This is a genomic window from Nocardia sp. MH4 (assembly GCF_019266065.1).
GTDB classification, from domain to species: Bacteria; Actinomycetota; Actinomycetes; order Mycobacteriales; family Mycobacteriaceae; genus Nocardia; species Nocardia canadensis.
Genome location: NZ_LPNR01000112.1, coordinates 407,601 through 426,265, shown reverse-complemented (window position 1 = coordinate 426,265; position 18,665 = coordinate 407,601). Strand labels below are relative to the sequence as shown.

Genomic DNA, 18,665 nt, shown 5'->3' with positions numbered 1-18,665 from the left:
CGTATGTCCGTCGATGACGCAGCCGTCCCCGCGACCGGGGTGCGGGTGGTCAAGCTCGGTGCGCACCTGGGGGCACGGATCGAGGGCGTGCGGCTCGGTGGCGAGCTCGACGCCAGGACCGTCGCGACCGTGGTTGCCGCGCTGCACGAGCACAAGGTGATCTTCTTCCGCGGTCAGCACCACCTCACCGAAGACGGGCAGTACGAGTTCGCGCAGCTGCTCGGCACCCCGACCACGCCGCACCCCACCGTCACCTCGGCGGGCGCGAAGAGCCTGGCCATCGACTCACATCAGACCCGTTCCAACGTCTGGCACACCGATGTCACCTTCGTCGACCGGGTGCCCAGCGCCTCGATCCTGCGTGCCGTCGCGCTGCCCAGCTACGGCGGCTCGACCACCTGGGCCTCGACCGTCGCCGCCTACGACGCGCTGCCCGCGCCACTCAAGCTGCTGGCCGAGAACCTGCGCGCGCGGCACACCAATCGGTACGACTACGCCGCCGACATCGAGGACCGGCCCGACGACCGGGATCGCACCTACCGCAGCGAGTTCGAGTCGACCTACTTCGAGACCGAGCATCCGGTCGTGGAGGTCCACCCCGAGACCGGCGAACGCGCTCTGCTGCTCGGCTGCTTCGTGAAGGAGATCGCCGGGCTGTCGAGCTCCGAATCGCGGGCGCTGTTGCGGATGTTCCAGGATCGGGTCACCCGCCTCGAACACACCACCCGCTGGGACTGGTCGCTCGGCGACGTCGCCATCTGGGACAACCGCGCCACCCAGCACTACGCGGTCGACGACTACGACGGCAGCGAGCATCGCAGGCTCACCCGCATCACCCTGGCCGGCGCGGTCCCGGTGGGTGTCGACGGCACGACCAGCACGGTGATCGCGGGCGACGCCGCCGACTACGCGAGTGCCCCGCCGAAGCGCGCGGCCTAGGAATTGGCCGCCACCGCAACACCTCCAGAGCTGCGGGTCCCCGGCCGAACGCAGGTCATGGATTACCCTTCGACGGCACGTACGTCCGGTGATCACGCGCGCACAGGCCCTGACCGGCCCGGCCCGACGATGGGATTCCCGTGAACCTGTGGAGTTATGTCCGGGGGCGGGGGGAGGTGCTGACCTTCCTCACCTACCAGCACGCCTCACTGGCCTTCCAGACCGTGCTGGTGGGTACCGTCGTCGCCGTCCTCGTGGCGGTGGCCGTCTATCGCCTTCCGCTGGCCTCGGCGCTCACCCTCACCTCGAGCCGGGTCGCGCTGACGATTCCCTCGCTGGCCCTGCTGGCGCTGCTGCTGGTGCCGTTCGGGCTCGGGGTCGTGCCGTCGTTCATCATGCTGGCGTTCTTCGCGGCGCTGCCGGTGATCGGCAACGCCATCGTCGGCCTGCGGTCGGTACCCCCCTCGGTGATCGAATCCGCGCGCGGAATCGGGTTGTCGCGCTGGCGGATCCTGCTGACCGTCGAATTCCCGATCGCCTGGCCGGTGATCCTCACCGGCATCCGGGTCTCGACCCAGATGATCGTCGGCGTCGCGGCCATCGTCGCCTACGTGCTCGGCCCGGGGCTCGGCTCGCTCATCTTCAACGGCCTGTCGCGGCTCGGCGGGGCCAATGCCCTGGAGATGGCACTGACCGGCACTCTGCTCATCGTCGCGATCGCGTTGGTGTTCGACGCGCTCCTCGTCCTGCTCGGACGGCTCACGATCGCCAAAGGACTGACATGACCGATGTGACCAGCCAGCCCGCCCCGGTGACGCCGGAGCGCAATGTGACCGGGGCGTCGATCACGCTCGACGGGGTCGTCAAGCGATACAAGGGGCAGGACAAGGCCGCGGTGCAGCGGCTCGATCTGGAGATCGACGCCGGCGAGATCGTGGCGTTCGTCGGGCCCTCGGGCTGCGGCAAGACCACGACGCTGAAGATGATCAACCGGCTGATCGAGCCGACCGAGGGCCGGATCTTCATCGGCGGCCGCGACGTCACCAGGGAAGACCCCGACAAGCTGCGCCAGTCGATCGGCTACGTGATCCAGTCCGGTGGCCTGTTCCCGCACTGGTCGGTGGCCAAGAACATCGGCGCCATTCCCCGGGTGCTCGGCTGGGATAAGAAGCGCATCGCCGAACGCACCGAGTACCTGCTGGATCTGGTCGGTCTCGACCCCGCCACCTTCGCCGACCGGCTGCCCAAGGACATGTCCGGCGGTCAGCAGCAGCGCGTCGGTGTGGCCCGTGCCCTGGCCGCCGATCCGCCGGTGCTGCTGATGGACGAACCGTTCGGCGCGGTCGACCCGATCACCCGGGTTCGCTTGCAGGACAGCCTGATCGCGATCCAGCACGAACTCGGCAAGACCATCGTGATCGTCACCCACGATTTCGAGGAAGCCACCAAACTCGGCGACAAGGTGCTCATCCTGTCCGAGGGCGGGCACGTCGAGCAGTACGCGCGCCCGGAGGAGATCCTCACCGATCCGGCGACACCGTTCGTGGAGGAGTTCGTCGGATCCGGCGCGAAGCTGGCGTATCTGACGGTCTCGCGGGTGCGTGATGTCGACTACGACCCGGTCACCACGGCACGGATCGGCGAACCGGCGCAGACGGTGATCGAGCGGGCGAAGGCGGCCGGGCACACCTGGGTCGTGGTCGTCGACGCGGCGGGCCGCCCGCGCTCGTGGCCCTCGCTCACCGAGGTGGCCAGCAAGCCCGAGGTCTCCGACTATCTGGATCGCAGACTGCCGGTGGTCGCGCAGTCCTCCACCCTCAACGACGCGCTCGACGCGATGCTGGCCGCCAGTCAGGGCGCCACGCTCGTCACCGACGGTCGTGGCGCGGTCGTCGGGTCGCTGAGCATCGGGTCGGTGACCGACGTGATCCAGACCAAGCTGGCCGAGAACCACGCCGCGGAGGCCGCGCCGTCCTACGAGACCTATGTCGACGGGTCCGACCCGACACCGACGCCGGTCGTTGCCGCCGCCGACGACACCGCGACGGCCGAACCGTCATGAGCCGGCTGCGCCGCGTGCCGATCGACGTGTGGTTCGAACCGATCATCATCGTGGTGATCGGCGTCGGCTATCTGCTCTGGTACCGGTCGACGACCTTCACCGCCACCGAGCAGGCCTCGCTCGGCTGGTCCAATCTGCAGAGCACCATCGGTGCACACATCCGGCTGACCGTGGTCGCCACGGTGATCGTGGTGGTGGTGGCGATACCGCTCGGCATCGCGCTGACCAGGCCGGCGCTGATGCGCTTCGAGCCGATCGCGGTCAATATCGCCAATATCGGTCAGGCCGCGCCCGCCGTCGGCCTGCTCGTGCTGTTCACGTTCTGGCTCGGCACCGGGTTCCGCACGGCGATCGTGGGTTTGGTGGTGTACGCGGTGCTGCCGATTCTGCAGAACACGATCGTTGGTCTGCGGCAGGTGGACCAACGCACGATCGAAGCGGCGCGCGGCATCGGCTTGTCCGCGGCGCGCACGCTGGTCCAGGTCGAGCTGCCGCTCGCGGTGCCGGTGATCCTCAACGGCGTGCGCACCGCGCTGGTCATCCTGGTCGGCACCGCGACGCTGTCGACGTTCATCGGCGCGACCAGCCTGGGCACCCTGATCACCACCGGTGTCACCCTGTTCCTGCCCAAGCTGCTGATCTCCGGCGCGATCCTGGTCGGGCTGCTGGCGCTGATCATCGATTGGCTCGGCCGGCTCGTCGAACTGGCCGCGACCCCGCGAGGTATCTCATGAGGCGACGGCTGGTCCCGATGGTGTCCGCGCTCGTCGCGACGCTGGCCCTGCTCGGCGGATGTGGGCTGGTGAGCTCCTCGGGCACCTTCCACGACGCCAGTCTGCCCGGCGGCGAACGCCCGCTCGACGGCGCCGCCATCGTGGTGACGTCGAAGAGCTTCACCGAAGGGGTCCTGCTCGGCAAGATCACCGCGACCTACCTGGCCGCGGCGGGCGCCTCGGTCACCGACCTGACCGGCGCGCCGGGGTCGGCCTCGTCGCGTCAGGCCCAGCTCAACGGTGACGCCGATGTGCTCTGGGAGTACACGGGCACCGGCTGGGTGAACTACCACAACCAGACCGAGACGATCGCCGACCCGCAGGAGCTGTGGCAGCGCGTCCACGACATCGAGAAGCGCGACTACGACCTCGAATGGCTGGCCCCGGCCAACTTCAACGACACCTACGCCTTCGCCGCGTCCGCGCCGACCGCCCAGCGCTTGGGTGTGCGGTCGCTGAGCGACGTCGCCGCCCTGCCCGTGGCCGAGCGCACCTTCTGTGTCGACGACGAATTCTTCAGCCGCTCCGACGGTTTCCTGCCGATGCTGCAGAAATACGGGATCCCCTACAACGATCCGAACGGCGTGCCCTCGGGCAATGTCACCAGGATGGACGCCGGCGTCGTCTACACCGCGACCGCCAAGAGTCAGCCCTGCAATTTCGGGATGGTCTACACAACCGACGGCCGCGTCAAGAACCTGAACCTGACCGTCCTCGACGACGACAAGAAGTTCTTCCTGCCCTACAGCGGCACGGCCGTGGTCCGGGGCGTGGTCATCGAGAACCATCCCGAACTCCGCGCCCTGCTCGGCACCGTCTCCGAGCGCCTCACCGACGAGCTGATGCAGGAGCTCAACGGTCGCGTCGACATCGACGGCGAGGACCCGGCCGATGTGGCCTACGACTGGTTGAAGAGCGAGCGCCTGATCGAGTAGCGCAGTCGCCGAGACCGGCGGGTGGACTCTCGCGCGAGCGGCAGGTCGACGCCCTGTCGTGTGTCCTGGTGCGCGCACCGGCATTCGATGCGACAAGAACGATTCCGTACGGCGGCACGCTGATGCGCCCGAGGCCGCGGGGCGGTCGATCGGCCCGGTGTCCTGCCCGGCGACGCGGCGATCGGTGGGCGCTGGGTGACATTCGACGAGGTACTGATAACTGTACCTAATGGTATGGTCGCCCGGCGGTGCGTGCGACGGTGCAGCCCGGAAAGGGCTCGGCCATGGGATATCCGATCGAACGTCGTGGGTTCCTGCGTGCCGCCGGGGCGGGACTGCTCGGCGCGGCGCTGTTCGAGACCTCCGCCGCCGCGACCCCGGCGCCGGCGCGTGGTCCGCTGCTCTTCGCGTCCCCGGCGGTCGAGCCGTTCGTGGACGAGCTGCCCCGGTTGCCGGTGGTGCGTGGTGACCGGCTCGACGTCGTCGCCTCGACCACCATCCATCGCTTCCATCGCGATCTGCCGCCGTCACCGGCGCTGGGCTACAACGGGATGACCTATCTGGGGCCGACTGTCGAACACCGGGCGGGCACGCCGCTGCGCCTGCGGTTCGCGAACCGGATGACGACCCATCCGCTGGCCGCCGACATGGACACCACCCTGCACGGCGTCGACGAGAGCTTCCGGACCTCGCCGCCGTCCTCGCTGCACCTACACGGTGGGGTGACCCCGCCCGACAGCGACGGGCATCCGGAGCAGCTGGTCCATCCCGGTGGCGACCTCGACCACGATTTCCCGCTGGCGCAGGACGCCGGACACCTCTGGTATCACGACCACGCGATGGGCATCACCCGTATCAACGTCTACGCCGGACTGGCCGGATTGCTGCTGCTCCGAGATGAATTCGACACCGGTGCGCCCGGGAACCCGCTGGGCCTGCCCGCCGGGGAGTTCGAGGTGCCGCTGGTATTGCAGGAGAAGCTGTTCACCGCCGAGGGGCGCCAGTCGGTCCGGTCGACGCCGGTCGTCCCGCAGGGGGCCTGGGAAGGTGGGGCGGTCGGGGACGTCGGGGTGGTCAACGGCAAGATCTGGCCCCACCTGCCGGTCGCCCGCGGTCTCTACCGCTTCCGGCTGCTCAACGCGGCGTCGTTCAGTGTGTGGAATCTGTTCTTCGGCAACCGGATGCGGTTCTGGGTGATCGGGAACGATCACGGACTGCTGGACGCGCCGGTCACGGTGCACGAGCTGCGCCTGGCACCCGGTGAACGGGTGGACGTGCTGGTCGACTTCGCCGGGCTCGCGCCGGGGGAGACCGTCGAACTGCGCAACGACGAGGCGCCGGTCTTCCAGGCGGCGATCCTCGGCGAGGTCGCGATGCCGGTGTTCTGTCAGTTCCGCGTGCAGGATCGGCCCGGCTTCACGGGCGGCGTGCCGGAACGGTTGCGCGGCGGCCCCGTTCGGCCACCGGTGCTGCCGCCGCTCGCCACACCGACCGTGCGCCGCGATGTCACGGTGAGTCAGCCCTACGAGCTGCGGGTGCCGCCCGCGATCATGTCGCTCAACAACCTCACCTTCGCCAGCCCGGAGATCGAGCGTCCGCGGCAGGGCACCGTCGAGCAGTGGAACATCATCAACATCACGCCCGACCCGCACCCGATCCACCTGCACCTGGTGACCTTCCGGATTCTCGGACGCGCACCCCTGCGCACGGTCGACTATCAGCTGGCGCATCCCCAGCCGCCGATCGGGCAGCGGTGGGCGCCGGCGGCCGACGGGTTCCTGGCGGGTCCGATGGTGCCGCCCCAGCCGTGGGAGGCGGGCTGGAAGGACATCGTGCGGGTCGACGGCGGCACCGTGACCAGCATCATCGTCCGATTCCCGACCGCGGCGGAACTCGGCTTCGATCCCGACGCGACCTTCCCCCGCCGGATCGCGACCGAGTTGCGCGGCGCGGATTCCCACGGCGGGCACCGCACCGGTGACCACGCGGGCCGCTCGTCCGCGGAGTTGCAGGGCTACGTGTGGCACTGCCACCTGCTCGATCACGAGGACCACGACATGATGCTCAAATACCGCATCGTGCCGTGACGCCCCGCTTTCCATACTTTCGGGTACGGAATAATGTTCTTCGTAGTATGGTCGGCCTGTCACGACACACGGTGAGCGAGTTTCACGTCAGGAGACCGGCATTGGCCGAATTCGTCGAAAGTCGGGTCCGGCCCGACGCGTCCCGGTCGGCCGAGCAGCCACCGGTGCGGTGCCCCACCGCCTTCCGCTACTGGGAGGCGCGCGGCACCGCGACGGTGCGCCGGATCGAGCGTCTGTTCACCACGGTGACCCGACAGTCGCTGTTTCCCAGTGACGAACAGGCCGCGGCGCTGTGCGCGGACCTGTTCGCCGGAGACCCGGTGGCCGAACGGTTCGTCGCCGAGGTGATGCACGGCGAGATCGGGGCGAAGGCCGGGCGCCGCATGCTGGAGCAGGCGCTGGCCGAGGGTATCGACGCGGTGCCCGATGCCCCGGACTCCATGCGCGCGCTGTTCGCCGAGTTCGAGACGGTGCCCGACTGGGTGGTACCCGAGCTGGTGGAACAGGGCGCGGCGATCTGGCGGCGCTGGGGCACCATGCTGTTCAGCTTCGCCGGCGCCGAGACGCTCGAGATGTACACCGAGGCGGCGGTCGCGACCCCGCTGTCGCTCGCGGGCGGCTACGCCGGCGACAGCGCCCTGCGCCGGTTCCTGGAGACCACCCGCTTCTGGATGGATGTCTCGGCCCGCGACGCGCTGCTGACCCCGGGCTCGGCGGGCCGCGCGACCGCGCTGAAGGTGCGGGTCATGCACGTCTCGGTGCGGGCGAAGGTCGCCGCGCACCCCGAATGGGACACCGAGCGGTGGGGTCTGCCGATCAGTCAGACCTACCAGCTGCTGACCCTGCTGGCCGGCAGCGTGACTCCCGGCCTGGGACTGTGGGCGCTGGGCTACCAGACGACTCCGTCGGAAATCCGTGCGCTGCTGCACTTCCAGAAGTACATGGGCCACCTGCTGGGCGTGCGATTGCGCTGGTACCCGGAGACCGTGCGGGACGCGCTGCGGGTGCTGGCCATGACGATCGCCTCGCGGTCCTACGACGCGGGGCAGCACGGAACGGAATTGATCGAGTCCTATCCGGCGGCCTTCGCCCCGCGCGATGGTCATCGCGGTCTGACCCGGCTGCGCGAAAGGTACAACTACCGGATCAATTCCGTGTACTCCGCGATGTACATGGCGCCCGGCACCCGCCGTCGTTACACGATGCCGCCGGCGTTCCCGTGGATCGCCATTCCGATCGTCCGGTTCCCGCTGATCACCGTCATGGAACTCGCGCGCCGCCTCTGCCCCCCGTTCGCGCGGGCGCACGAGAAGCTGATGTTGTGGCATCGCGAGAACTGGTATCGCGCCCAGATGCAGGGCCGGGAAGCGGCCTTCGACGCCAGCGGCGCTCTGCGCCGATGAACCGACCGAGAGCAGCCATGAGTACCGACATCGTCGAAGTGTGGAACGGACCGGGACGCCGCGACGGTGTCCTGACACCGGTCGAACCGCGGCACAACGGATTACATCCCTCGCCCAGCAGGCTCGCCTTCGAACACTGGTACTTCGACGCCCACCTCGACACCGGGCACGTGGTGATCGGCTTCCTCACCAAACGCAGGCCCGAGGACCTGCCGACCGCACGCCCGTGGGTGGAGATGATGGTCTACGCCCCCGACGGCACCCGCCGCCAGGTGTCGCGGCGCTATCCGCGCTCCGCGACGTCGTTCTCGGCCGACGCCTGCGACGTGCGTGTCGGCCACAACACCGCGCGCACCGAAGCCGGTGCCGACGGCCTGCCGATCCATCACCTCTGGATGGCCGAGGACGGCATCGTCTTCGACCTGCGGTTCCACAACGAAGTGCCCAGCTGGATGCCGGGCAAGGGCGAAACCCGCTTCGGTGCCCGGGATTCCTTCGGCTGGATGGTCGGCGCCCCACGCGCACGGGTGAGCGGGGCGATCGAGCTCGACGGCGTGCGTCACGAGGTCACCGGACGTGGCTACCACGACCACAACTGGGGCGTCGGCGACATGAAGAAGATCATCGAGCGCTGGCACTGGGGACGGCTCTACGTCGAGGACTACTCCCTGCTGTTCGCCTCGGTCCTGACCCAGCAGCGCCGGGGCGGCCACGAGATCAGCCCGCTGATGCTCGCCCACCACGACCAGATCGTGCTGTCCACCGGCGAAACCGTCCTCACCGAGGGACCTGCGCGCTTCGACGCCACCGCGGGCCGGACCTACCCCGAGTGGGTGGAGCTGACCGTGCCGGGCAGCCTCGACCTGCGCCTGGACGTCGTGCGCGTCATCCACGCCCACGACCTGCTCGACGATGTGCCGGTGGCGCGCTCACGGCTGATCAAACCGCTCGTGCACCGGCTGGTCGGGCACCCGGGCTACTTCCGGTTCGAGTCCACCTTCGCGCTGACCGTGCGTACCCCGTCGGGAACGCAGCGCCGCAGCGGGACGACCCTGCACGAACTGGTCGCCTTGGCCTGACCCGGCCTCAGTCGCCGGACTCCTTGCTGGTGACGAATCGGAAGAACTCCCGGCGCTGATCCTCGGTCGGCACCGGGAGATTCTGGTTGCCGTGCACGAAGCCGATGCCGGCGAAACACATCAGGCCCGCGCGCATCTCGGCCTGATCGGCGGAGAATCCCATGTCGACGAGGGTGTCGGACAGCGCGTGAAAGATCCGCTGATCCAGCGCCTTGACCGCCTCGGCCACCTTGGCGTTGGTGCGCGCCCAGTCCCGCACCGCGAGCTCGATCTGCCACACCCGCTCCGCGGTGAGCAGCTCGCCCATCCGCGCCAGCCGCTCCCGGGGCGGCAATTCCTCGAGGCCCTGGAACCCGCGTGCCGCGTCGTTCTGATCGGCGCACCAGAATTGCGCCGTCGTCTCCAGCAGCTGATCGATGCCGTCGAAATGCCAGTAGAAGCTGCCCTTGGTGACCCCGAGTTCCTCGCACAGCTTGGCGATCGTGATGCCGGCGACCCCGTCGCGCAAGAGCACGCCGAGCGCCGCGTTCGTCCAGTCCTCGACCCCGAGCCTGCGTGCCGCGCGCCCGGCCGCCGCCGCTTTGCGCTTGGACACCGGCGCGGTCGGTCGCGGGTCCTCGGCCCTGGGGGTCATGGTCGCCTTCCTGTCGCCTGCACGCGTCAGCTTATCGTCTCGTCGACCGCGGATCGGGCGTCGTCCCTGGTTGTGCCCGCGGCGCGCGCGTAGGGTCGCAGGCATGGCCTGCCGGATCACCGAACTCGTCCTCGACTGCGCCGATCCGCAACTGCTGGCGGACTTCTGGTGCGAGGTGCTCGGCTTCGTCGAACTCGACCGAGACGAGGGCGATATCCAGATCGGCGCTCCCGGAACAGTATTCGGCGGACCCCAGCCCACCCTGTTGTTGAGCCGCAGCACGGAACCGAAACGCGAGAAGTTGCGCCTGCACCTGGACGTCAATCCGACCGACCGCGATCAGGACGCGGAACTGCGCAGGCTGCTCGCCGCGGGAGCGCGTCCGGTCGAGATCGGGCAGACCGGCGAGGAGTCCTGGCATGTCCTGGCCGATCCCGAAGGGAACGAATTCTGCCTGCTGCGCCGCCGCATCGAGGCCGCGCGGAGCTGACGCGCGCTCAGGCGGTCCCGGCCACGCCCTCCGGCGCGGTGGCGAAGATCGCGCCGAAGTAGCGGGCGAGATCGTGCGACGACGCCGGAGACGCGGCATACCCGAGATAGCCGTCGGGCCGCACGACATACACCGCGCCGGGGCCGGGACGGTACTGCCGGGCGAAGTCGCCGTCGCGGTCGTGGATCACCGGCAGCACGGTCGGTCCGATCGCGGCGCCGGGCGCGGCGACGAGGTAGGCGTCGAGCCGGTCGTCGCTGAGTTCCCGGAGCAGGTCGACGCGGCTCTCGATCTCGTCGAGCGTCGCGGCGTCGCAGGTGCTGTCCGCGTAGCACAGCAGCGTGTGGTCCGGGCCCGCGAGCAGCGGGAACAGTCGGAAGGGTGAGGCCACCGCGTCGCGGGTCAGGCCGGTCGCGTCCGGAGCGCGACTGCCCGCGGTCGGCGCGGGGGAACCGGCGGGAGAAGCGAACACCAGGGGACTGTCCCGATAGTCGATGAGCAACTGGGCTTCGCGCAGCAGTGCCCGTTCGGGGTCGGGGTCACCGGCGCCGATCCCGTCTCGGGCATGACGCACGGTGCGGCCGACGACCTCTTCGCCGACGGGTCGGCGCTCGGCGTCGTAGCTGGCCAGCAGTGGCGAGGCGGCCAGCCCGGCGACCGCCAGGGCCAGTTTCCAGGCCAGGTTGTGGGCGTCCTGGATGCCGGTGTTCATGCCTTGCGCGCCGGTGGGCGGGTGGATATGGGCCGCATCGCCGGCGACGAAGACCCGCCCGCGCCCATAGGCGTCGACGATGCGGTGGCTGATCCGGAACACCGAGGACCAGCGCAGGTGCGAGGCCGTCGTCGGCTCCGGCGACAACCGGTCCAGCACCGCCTGGAGGTGCGCCAATTCGGGGGCCGGACCACTGCCGAAGCCGTGTGCCACGCCGTCGCCGCCCGTGCCTATCTCGAGCTCCGGCGGCACCCGCATGGAGACGCGGTACCGATGACGGCCGGGCAGCGGGATGCACGCCAGCGTGTCGTCGGTGACGCCGTCGGTCTGGTGCATCGCCCGGATGGCGTACCCGCGCGGCTGTGACCAATCCAGTTCGACATCGCCGAGCATGTACTGGTCGGTGAAGGCCGCGCCCTCGAAGGTCAGCCCGAGGGTCTTACGGACGATGCTGTGCGCGCCGTCGCAGCCGACGAGATATCGCGCCCGCACGGTGTCTTCCCCGTCCGGTCCGGCGAGCACCGCGTCGACCCCGTCGTCGTCCTGGGTGAACCCGGTCACCGTGACCCCGCGTTCGACGTGCGTGCCCAGCGATGCCAGGCGGTTCCACAGGATGCGCTCGGTCTCGTACTGGGGGAGCCCGACGAACCCGAACGGCACCTCGGGGGGCAGCGTGAGATCGAGCCGGCCCGACTCGACACCGTTGACGAAGACGAGCTGGCCGCGCATCAGGATCGAGGCGTCGAGAACGTCGCGGAGAATGCCCATCTGCTCGAACAGCTCCAGCGTGCGAGGCTGGATGCCGACCGCTTTCGCATAGCGCGGCGGGTGGGCCTGCGAATCGACGATCCGGCAGCGGACCCCGCGCCGGACCAGTTCGACCGCGGCCGCCGTGCCCACCGGACCGGCGCCCACGACCAGGACATCCGTCTCGACCATGCGACATCACCTCGTTGGACTACCCCGCCTCAGTGTGTTTGCTGATCGTACGCCCGGGCGTCGAAAAGCTGAATCGCCGGCGGCTGGAACCCGGCGTGCCTACCCGATGCCGCGGATGACAGCCCGGCAGCGCCATTCCAAGAGCCGGACGGCCAGGCCGAAGGAGCGGAAGGCCGGGTTGGTGGTCTGGCGGTGAGAATAGCGGTAGTAGATCTGCTGGCAGATCACCGCCAGACGGAACAGGCCGAAGACTTCGTAGAACGCCCATTCGCGGCCGGTGAGACCGATTCCGGCATGGCGGCAATAGTATTCGACCACGTCGTCGCGGGTCAGCATGCCTGGGGCGTGCGTCGGCTGGCGCCGGAAGAACTTGACGGCGAGGTTGTCGTCGGCCTGGACTCAGTAGGCGAGGGCGGCGCCGAGATCCATGAGTGGGTCGCCGATGGTGGCCATCTCCCAGTCGAGCAAACCGATCGGCCGGGTGGGGTCGGTGGGGTCGAGCACGATGTTGTCGAAGCGGAAATCGTTGTGGATCAGTACCGCTGGGCGATCGGGCGGCTGGTGGGCGGCCGGCCAGGACATGATGGGCGCGCACGCGCGGTGGTGTCCAGCAGGATTCGGGTGGGAGTTCCCTGCGGGGGATTGTTCCGTCGAGCCGTTCCATCAGATAGAACGGCGAACCGAGGACCGTCTAGTCCTCGCACAACGCCACCGTCGACGGCGCGTAGTCGAATACCGGGCCGAGGGCGGATTGCACGCGGTACTCGCGGGCCATGTCGTGTGCGCCGTCGGCCCGATGGCCGCCGCGCGTGCCTTCGCACGCAGCTCACCGAGCACGGGCAGGGGATCCCACGGATCGCCGCCGGTCTCGCGCAGCGTGGCCACGCTGCGGTGGTAGTCGGCCTCGATCGGGGCGATCTCCTCGGCGACGAAGGCGCGCACTCGGGCGACGAGATCGGTGGCGCGGGCGCTGGGAGCGAAGTCCATGGCTGTGCTTTCGGTGGAAGGGTGACGGCGGCAGGCGATAGCCGGGTTCAGGACGGGAGGTGGGTGAGTGCGATCGCGGATTCGTCGAGGCTGCCCAGCACCAGGGTGCCGTGCGCCTCGGCGACGCCGGTGACCATCGCGTAGTCCGCGCCGTCGCGCTGTAGATCGTGGACGACGGTCCCGTGGTCGTCGACGGCGAGCACCCAGGCGGTGCGGACGGGGCGCGGCTTGAGCCGATCGGGTATCCGCCACAACAGCTTTCGCGCGAGAGTCGGCATGGGGAGCAGCAGATCGAGCAGGGGATTGCGGGGCGAGGCCAGCGTGACCCAGATCAGTCCGTCGGAGCCGAGGGCGAGGTTGTCGGGGAAGCCGGGCAGATTGTCGATCAGCACCTCGCACGTGCCGGCCTTCGGGCCATGCAACCAGTAGCGGCTGAGCCGATACGCGGCCGTCTCGGCGACGATCAGTGATGCCTGATCGGGCGCGAACGCGACACCGTTGGCGTACTGGAGGCCATCCAGCAGGGACTCGGTTCGGCCGTCATGGGAGTACCGGAACAGCCGACCGGTACCGGAGTGCTCGAGCAGATCGCCCATCCACAGGTCCAGGGGCCAGCGACGCGACGAGGCCGTGAAGTAGACGGTGCCGTCGCGCGGATCCTCGACGACATTGCTGGCCATGTTCAGGGGTCCGTCGTCGACGGCATCCACCAGGACCTCGACGTCGGTTCCGGACCAGCGCAGCAGGCCGCGATGGGCGTCGCAGACGAGCAGCGAACCGTCGGCGCCCGCGCACAGACCCAGTGGGCGGCCGCCGGTATTCGCGACCGTTTCGACGGCCCCGGTGGCGATGTCGACCCGCAGGATCCGGCCATCGGCGATTCCGGTGTAGACGAGGCCGTCGGCGCCGATAACCACGTCCTCGGGACCGACGCCGGGCAGTTCGATCCGCCGTACCGCGGGCATCGGCGGGGTGCTGCGGCGTTGCCCGGCGCGCGGTGTCGCTGTCGGCGGTGACCAGCGAACCGGCGTCATCCGGGGACCGGACCGACCACCGACGACCATGCGTACCTCCCAGCGATCGAGCGCCGCTCACTGCAGCGCTTCCTGTGCACATGCCATTCTGCTGCCCGGTCGGCGGCGTTTAAATGGGAGCGCCAACCGAGTTGACTGTGCGCATGCACACCAGCAGGCCGGTGCCCGCGCTCGAGCTGATCCGCCGCCGCGCCGCCGCGCACGGGGTCAGCGCCGGCGAGATCGACGAGATGCAGGACCTCACCTGGGAATGGGCGACCGCGTCCGCTACCGCGGTCCACCGAGTGCTGCAGGAGCGGGCGATGGCGGGGGCCGCGCACCGCGCCGATTTCCTGCGCAGTCTCGTCGACGGCACAGTCGCGCCCGCCGTCCTGCGCGCAGAGGCCCGCAACCACGGGCTCGACCCCGAGCATCGCTACCGGATCGCCTGCGCCGCGTGGAACGGCACCGCCGCCGCGACCGACCTGCTCGCCGCGCTGCGCGCCCGGGGATCGACAGCAAGGCTGCCGGTCGTCGACACGGTCGTTGACCAGCATCTGGTCGCCCTGCTGCCACGCACCCCGGACGCGCTGCCCACGGGCAGCGTGGTCGCCGTGGGATCGGCGATGCTGCTCGGTGACGCCGCGGCGTCGTATCGGCAGGCGCGTTCGATCTCGCGATTCGCCACGGCAGATCGGGCCTGGTCGATCTCGGGTCGCTGGGTCCGCTGCCGCTGCTCGCGGAGGCCGAGGACATTGCGCGACTGCTCGCCGACAGGCACCTGGCGCCGCTGGGCAACCGCAGCGGCGCCGAGGAGATCCTCGGCACCGTCGCGACCTACCGCGATTGCGACCAGCGCATCGACGACACGGCGGCCACGCTGGTTCTGCACCGCAATACCGTCCGCAATCGGCTCACGCGCTTCGCCGAGCTCACCGGCCTCGATCTCGGCCGAACCGACGATCTCATCGTCGCGTGGTGGCTCCTGCACCGCGACTCGCCGCCGTCACGCTGACCTGCCAAGCGGCGACGGTCCGGTGCCGACGGGCGCATCATGGACAGATGGACGACGCAGACCAGCGGGCCCGGCGCGCGGCGGCGCAGGCCGAAGTCGGCAGACACGGTCGGCTGATCCGCCGCCGGCGCGACGGCAAGTGGCTCAGCGCGGCGATGCTGCCGTGGTTCCGGCTGCGTGTTCCGCGCGGCTACGGCATCCTCACCACCACCGGGCGCAAGACCGGTCTGCCGCGCCCGAAGTGCGTGCGGGTGATGCGGGCGGGTGACCGGGCCTATCTGGTGCAGTTGATGCCGCCGCAGATCGCCCTCGACCAGCCGCAGGCGGTCAACGCGTGGCTGCGCAATATCCGGGCCGATCCGCGCGTCACCCTGGAACTGCGCGACGGGGCGTTGCACGGGACGGCCAGGGAGATCACCGATCCGGCGGAACTCGCCGTCGCCCGCGCGCTGCTGTGCGACACCGTCGTCCCGGTCGATTTCGGTGAGTGCGCGATCCACCTGCGCGGGGTGCCCTCCCGCGCGAAGATCCGTGCCCTGCACGACTACTGGTTCCGCACGGGGCGGGCCGTCGCGATCGACTTGGACATCTGAGCAGCTCGGCCGAGGCGCGCGGTGCCGCATACGCTGAGGGGCACCGACTCCCGACCGAAGGTAGCGATGGCCGACTCCCCGACTCCGATCATCCGCTGCGGCGAACGGGTGCGCGCCCACACCGATGCGCACGACCGCGCGGGCCGCCTCGCCTCGGCCCTGCTCGCCGCCGGCGTCGGGCGCGGCGACCGCGTCGCGGTCCTGGCCCGCAACGACATCGAATTCCTCGAGGTCTCACTGGCCATCGCCTCGGCAGGGGCGAACCCGGTACCGATCAACACCCGCTGGCGCGCGGGGGAGATCGCCCATGTGCTCGCCGATTGCGCGCCGCGCGTGATCTTCGCGCACACCGAGTTCGTCGCCACCGTCGAGGATGCCCGCGACCGCGCGGGCAGCTCAGCCCGGATCGTCGAGATCGCCATGCCCGCGCCGACACTCGTCGAGGCCGGGCTCGACCAGGCCCTGTCCGTGCCCACGGGGCGGCATCCGCTCCTCGAGGAATGGATCGCCGACCAAGACGAGCCGGTCGGCTATCTCGAAGGCGCGGTGGCCGATTCGATGGGACTGATCTACACCTCCGGCACCACCGGGACTCCCAAAGGCGTACTGCGGGAACGGATGACGCCACATCAACTGCTGTCCATCGCGGGCGGCATCGCGCGGCGGATGGGGTTGGCGCCCGGTGGGCGGATGCTGGTGGCCGGGCCGATGTATCACACCTCGCCGAACGCGGTGGCGGTGCTGGCGCTGCGGATGGGCACCGACATCACCATCATGCCGCGCTGGGACAGTGAACGGTTCCTGCGACTGGTGCATCAGCACCGGATCCAGCAGGCCAAGATCGTGCCGACGATGCTGTCGCGGCTGCTGTCGCTGCCCGCCGAGGTGCGCGAGCGCTACGACACCGGCAGCCTGACCCATTTGATCCATTCGGCGGCGCCGTGCCCGCCCGCGATCAAACGAGCGGCGATCGACTGGTTCGGCGACGCGGTGATCGAGTACTTCGGCAGTACCGAGACCGGCACCATCACCTGGATCGGCGCCACGGAATGGCTGGCGCGGCCCGGCAGCGTCGGGCGCCCGGCCGACGGGTCCGCGGTCGCGATCCTGGACGAGGACGGCGCGGAATTGCCCGCCGGGCAGCCCGGGCGGGTGTTCGTCCGGGGAGCCGACTACTGGCCGCGCTTCGAGTACCTGCACCGGGCGGGCTCGGCGGTCACCCGCGGCGATCTGCTGTGGGTCGGCGACACCGGCTACCTCGATGCCGACGGGTACCTGTTCCTGACCGGGCGATCGAGCGAGGTGGTGATCCGCGGCGGAGTGAACATCTACCCGGCCGAGATCGAGAACGCGGCGATGGCGCTGCCCGGGGTGGAGGACGCCGCCGCGATCGGCGTGCCCTCCGGCGACGACCTCGGCGAGGCACTCGAGCTCTATCTCGTCGCCCGGCCCCGCCACGAGCTCGCTCCCGATCAGGTCGCGGCCGCGCTGGCCGAGCAACTCGCCGCCTACAAACTGCCCTCGCGGATCAGCATCGTGGCCGAGCTTCCGCGCGACGACTCCGGCAAGCTGTACAGGCGGGAACTGCGCGCCGCGCCGTGATCGACCGGATCAGCCCGCCTGGGCGGCGCCCACCCGCGCCAGGGTCCCGATGACACTCAGATCGGCGGCGCCTCGCGCATTGGCCAGCGAACTGACCGTCGTGGTGCCGAACACCCCCTTGCGGTCGTAGACGGCGGCCGTGCCGATCGCGATGCCGTCCTCGGCCAGCCGATCCAGACAGATCAGCCCGGCCTCGTTGCCCTCCGGCAGGCGGGTCAGCGTGAGGGTGGCGTCGGCGTTGATGTACTCGAGGCCGTTGCTGCCGAGATGGGCGATCACATTGGTCACGTCGGCCAGTCCAGCGACGAACTGGAACGGCGTCGGTTCCTCGTCGGCGACGACCGCGATCGGATGATGCCAGATCCCCGTGCGGCCCACGTTGTGGTGAGTGCGCGGGTCCGGCCCCCAGCCCGCGTCTTCACTGAAGTACACCCGATCGCGACCGGGTTCCGGGAGCCGGTCGATCGGCGGGGGATCGGCGGTGGTGCCGGGCGACCAGCAGACGCCCGCCGGATCGGCGCCGGGACGGAGGTACAGCGCGCCTGCGCGGGCGACCGGTCGATCGTCCTGGATCAGGACGGCGTCGAAGAGCGCGAGCCTGCGCCCGTCGCGCACCACGGTGACGCGAATCCGGCAGGGGCGCAGAAAGACCGGGCGGAACATGTCGAGGGTCCACCGGACCGGGCGCAGGTCGGCCCGGCCGGCGGCGGCGACCTCGCGTTCCACCGCGCGTGCCAGCGCCGCGCCGACGGCCATCCCGCGCAATTGGCCGCCCTCCCAACCGGCGACCGCCTCGGGCTGCGGCAGCAGGATCTCGGTCTGCGTTCGTGGATCGACTGTCGTGTGAAAGAATGCTCGGCTCACCGGCGAACTCCCTTGCGGCATAAGCGATCTCGCTCCAGCGCGGCGTCGGTGGCGCTCGACTCCCGGACCGTCCCGGTGGGCGAGTCGGCGGTCTCCTCATCTTTGCGTCCGGCACGCGGCGTTCGCTACCGCGGCTCTCGGATGTCACGTGAATGTTTCTGTGCCGAAACACTATTCGGTCGGGATGCGGGTGAGCAGCGGCAGGACGACGTCGTCGACGATCTCGGTGATCATGATGTCGGCGACCGGGCTGCCCTCGGTCAGGAAGCGGAACATCACCAGTTCCGGGCCGCGGGTGGCGGCCGGGGTCGCGACGGCCTCGGCCCGGATCTCGCCCGCGGCCGCGGCGCGCACCAGTGTGCGCAGTTCGGCGGCGCGGGGATCGAAGAGCGACTCGCGCAGGGCCGCCAGGAGGGCGGGACGGCGGTGGGTCTCGCTCAGCACGGCGCGCAGGACGCCGCCGCCGGGGGACCGGCTGTGTGGCATCCATCCGGTCGAGACTATCCCCGTCCCGACCGGCAGAGTGGCTGGTGCGGCG

At 69.9% G+C, this 18,665-nt stretch carries 20 protein-coding genes; 12 read left to right on the top strand and 8 right to left on the bottom strand.

The features are described from left to right. Window positions 1–3 precede the first annotated feature (3 nt). The 8 genes from ATM97_RS24165 to ATM97_RS24130 all read left to right on the top strand — a co-directional run bounded on the left by ATM97_RS24165 (window position 4) and on the right by ATM97_RS24130 (window position 9,278). Window positions 4–939: a TauD/TfdA family dioxygenase gene (locus tag ATM97_RS24165; protein WP_218720404.1), complete on the top strand. Its 936-nt coding sequence runs from the start codon at window positions 4–6 to the stop codon at window positions 937–939. Between the two features lie 140 nt (window positions 940–1,079). After that, a complete protein-coding gene (locus tag ATM97_RS24160; protein ID WP_218720403.1) occupies window positions 1,080–1,724 on the top strand; it encodes an ABC transporter permease in 645 nt (214 codons plus the stop codon). After that, a complete protein-coding gene (locus ATM97_RS24155) occupies window positions 1,721–3,001 on the top strand; it encodes an ABC transporter ATP-binding protein (RefSeq protein WP_218720401.1) in 1,281 nt (426 codons plus the stop codon). Before ATM97_RS24160 ends, ATM97_RS24155 begins: the two co-directional genes overlap by 4 nt. Further along, entirely contained in the window at window positions 2,998–3,735 is a 738-nt protein-coding gene (locus tag ATM97_RS24150; protein WP_218720400.1) for an ABC transporter permease, read from the top strand. Before ATM97_RS24155 ends, ATM97_RS24150 begins: the two co-directional genes overlap by 4 nt. Next, complete coding sequence (locus ATM97_RS24145) at window positions 3,732–4,709, top strand: glycine betaine ABC transporter substrate-binding protein (protein ID WP_218720399.1); 978 nt, start codon at window positions 3,732–3,734, stop codon at window positions 4,707–4,709. Before ATM97_RS24150 ends, ATM97_RS24145 begins: the two co-directional genes overlap by 4 nt. 284 nt (window positions 4,710–4,993) lie before the next feature. Then, window positions 4,994–6,796 (top strand): multicopper oxidase family protein, encoded by a 1,803-nt coding sequence (locus ATM97_RS24140; protein ID WP_218720397.1) that lies wholly within the window; start codon window positions 4,994–4,996, stop codon window positions 6,794–6,796. A 164-nt stretch (window positions 6,797–6,960) separates the two neighbouring features. Further along, on the top strand, window positions 6,961–8,199 hold the full coding sequence (locus tag ATM97_RS24135) for an oxygenase MpaB family protein (RefSeq protein WP_218720561.1): 1,239 nt from the start codon (window positions 6,961–6,963) through the stop codon (window positions 8,197–8,199). 17 nt (window positions 8,200–8,216) lie between these two features. Next, window positions 8,217–9,278, top strand: a complete 1,062-nt coding sequence (locus ATM97_RS24130) for a lipocalin-like domain-containing protein (protein WP_218720395.1) — start codon at window positions 8,217–8,219, stop codon at window positions 9,276–9,278. Window positions 9,279–9,285: 7 nt separating this feature from the next. Here ATM97_RS24130 and ATM97_RS24125 read toward each other — a convergent pair whose 3' ends face one another. Continuing rightward, a complete protein-coding gene (locus ATM97_RS24125) occupies window positions 9,286–9,912 on the bottom strand; it encodes a TetR/AcrR family transcriptional regulator (RefSeq protein ID WP_218720394.1) in 627 nt (208 codons plus the stop codon). A gap of 103 nt (window positions 9,913–10,015) precedes the next feature. Here ATM97_RS24125 and ATM97_RS24120 point away from each other — a divergent pair, with 103 nt between their 5' ends. Continuing rightward, the gene (locus tag ATM97_RS24120; RefSeq protein ID WP_218720392.1) at window positions 10,016–10,402 is read left to right on the top strand and encodes a VOC family protein; all 387 of its coding nucleotides are present in this window, start codon (window positions 10,016–10,018) and stop codon (window positions 10,400–10,402) included. A gap of 7 nt (window positions 10,403–10,409) precedes the next feature. Here ATM97_RS24120 and ATM97_RS24115 read toward each other — a convergent pair whose 3' ends face one another. The 5 genes from ATM97_RS24115 to ATM97_RS24100 form a co-directional block, all read right to left on the bottom strand. Beyond that, window positions 10,410–12,053, bottom strand: coding sequence for an FAD-dependent monooxygenase (locus ATM97_RS24115; RefSeq protein ID WP_218720390.1), 1,644 nt, complete (start codon window positions 12,051–12,053; stop codon window positions 10,410–10,412). Window positions 12,054–12,152: 99 nt separating this feature from the next. After that, entirely contained in the window at window positions 12,153–12,389 is a 237-nt protein-coding gene (locus ATM97_RS34575) for a hypothetical protein (protein ID WP_255588275.1), read from the bottom strand. 63 nt (window positions 12,390–12,452) lie between these two features. Continuing rightward, complete coding sequence (locus tag ATM97_RS34570; protein WP_255588274.1) at window positions 12,453–12,635, bottom strand: phosphotransferase; 183 nt, start codon at window positions 12,633–12,635, stop codon at window positions 12,453–12,455. Between the two features lie 81 nt (window positions 12,636–12,716). Continuing rightward, window positions 12,717–13,040: an acyl-CoA dehydrogenase family protein gene (locus ATM97_RS24105; RefSeq protein WP_218720571.1), complete on the bottom strand. Its 324-nt coding sequence runs from the start codon at window positions 13,038–13,040 to the stop codon at window positions 12,717–12,719. A 47-nt stretch (window positions 13,041–13,087) separates the two neighbouring features. Next, a complete protein-coding gene (locus ATM97_RS24100) occupies window positions 13,088–14,074 on the bottom strand; it encodes an SMP-30/gluconolactonase/LRE family protein (protein WP_255588273.1) in 987 nt (328 codons plus the stop codon). Window positions 14,075–14,732: 658 nt separating this feature from the next. Between ATM97_RS24100 and ATM97_RS35080 the strand changes: the two genes are divergently transcribed. The 3 genes from ATM97_RS35080 (at window position 14,733) to ATM97_RS24085 (ending at window position 17,263) form a co-directional block, all read left to right on the top strand. After that, window positions 14,733–15,068: a helix-turn-helix domain-containing protein gene (locus ATM97_RS35080; protein WP_218720559.1), complete on the top strand. Its 336-nt coding sequence runs from the start codon at window positions 14,733–14,735 to the stop codon at window positions 15,066–15,068. 47 nt (window positions 15,069–15,115) lie between these two features. Then, a complete protein-coding gene (locus ATM97_RS24090) occupies window positions 15,116–15,661 on the top strand; it encodes a nitroreductase/quinone reductase family protein (RefSeq protein ID WP_218720389.1) in 546 nt (181 codons plus the stop codon). A gap of 66 nt (window positions 15,662–15,727) precedes the next feature. Continuing rightward, window positions 15,728–17,263 carry an AMP-binding protein gene (locus tag ATM97_RS24085; protein WP_218720388.1) on the top strand — a complete coding sequence of 512 codons (1,536 nt, stop codon included), beginning with the start codon at window positions 15,728–15,730 and terminating at the stop codon, window positions 17,261–17,263. Window positions 17,264–17,272: 9 nt separating this feature from the next. Here ATM97_RS24085 and ATM97_RS24080 read toward each other — a convergent pair whose 3' ends face one another. Beyond that, entirely contained in the window at window positions 17,273–18,127 is an 855-nt protein-coding gene (locus ATM97_RS24080) for an acyl-CoA thioesterase domain-containing protein (RefSeq protein WP_218720386.1), read from the bottom strand. 171 nt (window positions 18,128–18,298) lie between these two features. Further along, entirely contained in the window at window positions 18,299–18,613 is a 315-nt protein-coding gene (locus ATM97_RS24075; RefSeq protein ID WP_218720384.1) for a TetR-like C-terminal domain-containing protein, read from the bottom strand. Between the last annotated feature and the right edge of the window lie 52 nt (window positions 18,614–18,665).